Here is a 2,936-nt window from a genome sequence, read left to right as displayed (position 1 = left end):
TTGTAAACCATGCCGCGCGTGACGTAGCCGCTCCCGTCCCGGGGAGCGATCTCGATGGCCCGGCTGAAGTCGGCCAGGGCGAGGTCCCGCTTCTCCTGCTGGAGATAGACGAAGCCGCGCTTGAGGTAGCCCTTGGTGGAGGTCGGATCAAGCTGGATGGCCCGTTCCAGGTACTGAAGGGCTCTCACGGTGTAGCCGTTTGCCAGCAGACGGTCCGCCGCCTTGAGATAGAGCTCGCTGCGATTTCCCTGGGCTGCAAAGCTCACCTGCGGCCAGACCAGCAGCAAAAGCACAAAAATCCTCATCACACTCTTCAAAGTCTCTGCCCTCCGGTATCGCAGCTGCCCGATAGAACCTCGACCCTACTGGTCCAGGTTCCTGATCGAGTCGACCATCCACCTGCCTTTGGTCTTGACCAGGTTGTATTCCAGGCGGTAGCTCTCTTCCTTCTTCGGCTTGGTGATCGCCCTGGTCTTCTTGTCTACCCACCAGAAACTCCAGCGTTCGCTGGTCACGACGGTAGCCTTGTCGCCGCTGACCTTGGCCTTCTTGATCTTGAAGTCCAGGATCTCCGTGGGCATCAGATTCTCGGTGGCAACCAGGGCCTGGATGGTCGGGAAAAGCTTCTTCAGCTCCTTAGCGGTCGCCATCTGACCGACCGCTTTCATGTCGGCCCGGGCATAGGCGTCCTGCAGGACACTGCAGTAATTACCGACGAAGCTCCTGACCTCTTCCTCCTCTTTGCTGATGCCGCATCCCAGCAGGAGGAACAATCCGCACAAGAACAACACATTCTTACCGAGCAAGCGCCACACCATACCACTATTCTCCTTTGGTAACCTTGACGTATTCATGAAATGTCCCTGGTCAGCCTGTCCCCCTGGTCAGCCTGTTCCCCTGGTCAGCCTATTCCGTTGGTTTTCAGCCTGTCTTGCATTCCGTTCGTGCTGAGCTTGTCGAAGCACGCACTCTTTTCCTGCGAAAGGTCCTCTTTCAGGCTTTGTTTCATCTGCAGCACTTCCTTCTCCAGGAAGGCAGGATAGTATCTGCTGTAACCGCGCACCGTGACGCTGGTGCCCGCCTCGCAGGGAGAAAGTTCGAACTCGATCCGGCGTTCGTTGCTCAGGAACCTGGCCAGGAGACCGCCGACGCAGAGCATGGCTCCCAGAATCACCAGCACGATCCCCTGCTCGCGCGTGACGATCAGGGTGACCCAGCGCCGGTAGTCGGGGACGCGGATCCGGGTCCCTTCCCACAGCGCCTCCTCTCCCGGTTTGAAAAGTCCCTTGAAGACCTCGCGGTCGCCACGGAAAACCTTGACCATGGCCACCGGGTTGCGAGGCTCCTTGGAGCGGGAGCCGATCTTCCCCTCCTGCATGAAGAAGTCCGGAAAGAACATGACGAAGGCCCTGGTGCCGTCGGGGAGATCGAAGTAGTCCCCTTCGTCGCCGTGGCGCAGGTTCAGGTAATAATCGAAAATCTGTTGCCCGTCGCGCTCCAGGACCAGTTGCGGCGCAAAACCGTACTCGTGCAGGCTGAACTGGTATCCCTGGTAGTCGGCCGGCTTGTTGACGGCGAACGGAAGCTCCCGCCGCCCGGACCGGTCCTCCACAGCCAGGGTCCCGCCGAAGTCGTACTTAAACTGTCCCTCGAAGTACTCCCCCCTGAGTTTGCGGATTTCCACCTGGGCCTCGGGCAGGGTGGCAGTATCCTTGCCGTCGAAGGAAACGACGCTGCCGTTAAGAGGCACCGCCACGTTCTCGGTCACCGCAAGCTCCCCTTGAAACCCCGTCAGCGCGGTGACCGGCCCTGCCAGGAAACAGAGGAGGAGGCCCAGGTGAAAAACCACCGAGCCCCAGAAGCCCGACATCCCCTTCTGCCCTGAAAGGACTACTCTTTCCCCCGCACTCTCCACCGACTTATCCCACCGGTCGTGCGACAGGAGCTTGTCGACCGCTCCCCGGGCAGCGTCGATACCAGCCGGTGAGTTCTCCTCGGCTGAGAAGGCGAAGGCCTTGTCCTTCACGAACTCGGAGGTCCTCGACCTGTTCCATTTGAGCAGGCGGTCGACGGTGCAGCTGAGGGTGGACAGGAAAAGGAGAAAGGAAAGGAGCTGGAAAAGAGAGTTTTTTACCAGAAAGGGTGTGGAGCAGTGCGAGTAGATCCAGAAGAGATTAGGCCTGGTCTGAGCCAGAGTTTCCCATTCTTTGGGAGGAACCGTATAGTTGCTGGGAAGGAGTGCGGAGACGAACAGGATGACTAGGAAAACGGCCAGTATGTAGAAAGCAACCGTCCTGGAGTTAAGGAATTTCCACATCGATCACACGCCCCTCTAAATACCGGCACTCTCCAGCGTTGCGACACACTACAACAGATTATAAATCTTTGCAAATGGAAAAACTCCAATGGCCTCACAAGCAACAATGACTTGAAGAGTGCCGCCGATACTGTGGCATCAATTACAGCTGCAGGACGCTGCAGTATAATTAGCGAAGTAATATTAACAATATTTATGTTGATTGCAGTTCTAGCAACATCTACATTTGCTTACCGCATTTTAATGGAGAACGCATGAGATCAACCGCCGTGATAACAGTCGCCTGTCTCCTTTTCGCTGCCGCCAACGCCTTTGCTTCAGATCCGAGATGGGAGAAAATCAGTAACAGCCTGATAAGCTTCTCATACCTTGACGTCCACAGCCTGACGCGCACCCTTGAGGGAAACCACCAATACACGGTCAAGACGGTACCGGTCATGGCCGGGGCCATCGACGAAGAATATGAGCGGCACGATGTCGGATACGTCATACTGCACGGTGAAATGAATTGCTTCAAGGACAGCTTCAAGGAAAGCTCCGTCGACATCTTCTCCAGCTCAGGTGCGCTGATAGCCACCGAACAGGGCCAGCCAGTCTTCAAACCGGTGGACCCCCTAAC

General features: G+C 56.9%; 4 protein-coding genes. 1 reads left to right on the top strand and 3 read right to left on the bottom strand.

What is annotated here, in order from left to right; genetic code table 11:
• The 3 genes from AC11W3_RS12140 to AC11W3_RS12130 form a co-directional block, all read right to left on the bottom strand.
• Window positions 1-305, bottom strand: a 305-nt coding sequence (locus tag AC11W3_RS12140) for a tetratricopeptide repeat protein (protein ID WP_484093094.1), incomplete at its 3' end; no start/stop codon positions are given.
• A 57-nt stretch (window positions 306-362) separates the two neighbouring features.
• Window positions 363-818 (bottom strand): hypothetical protein, encoded by a 456-nt coding sequence (locus AC11W3_RS12135; RefSeq protein WP_484091517.1) that lies wholly within the window; start codon window positions 816-818, stop codon window positions 363-365.
• 83 nt (window positions 819-901) lie between these two features.
• On the bottom strand, window positions 902-2,317 hold the full coding sequence (locus AC11W3_RS12130) for a cytochrome c biogenesis ResB family protein (RefSeq protein ID WP_484093093.1): 1,416 nt from the start codon (window positions 2,315-2,317) through the stop codon (window positions 902-904).
• Window positions 2,318-2,571: 254 nt separating this feature from the next.
• Here AC11W3_RS12130 and AC11W3_RS12125 point away from each other — a divergent pair.
• The coding region (locus AC11W3_RS12125) for a hypothetical protein (RefSeq protein ID WP_484093092.1) at window positions 2,572-2,936 on the top strand (365 nt) is incomplete at its 3' end.

The sequence above is a fragment of the Geomonas sp. genome (genome assembly GCF_056994735.1).
The sequence above is the reverse complement of the archived record's forward strand: the minus strand, read 5'-3'. Positions and strand labels throughout refer to the sequence as shown.

Bases quoted from the DNA above. Each gene is read 5' to 3' on its own strand.
- AC11W3_RS12135 (WP_484091517.1), bottom strand. From the start codon at position 818: ATGGTGTGGCGCTTGCTCGGTAAGAATGTGTTGTTCTTGTGCGGATTG.
- AC11W3_RS12130 (WP_484093093.1), bottom strand. From the start codon at position 2,317: ATGTGGAAATTCCTTAACTCCAGGACGGTTGCTTTCTACATACTGGCC.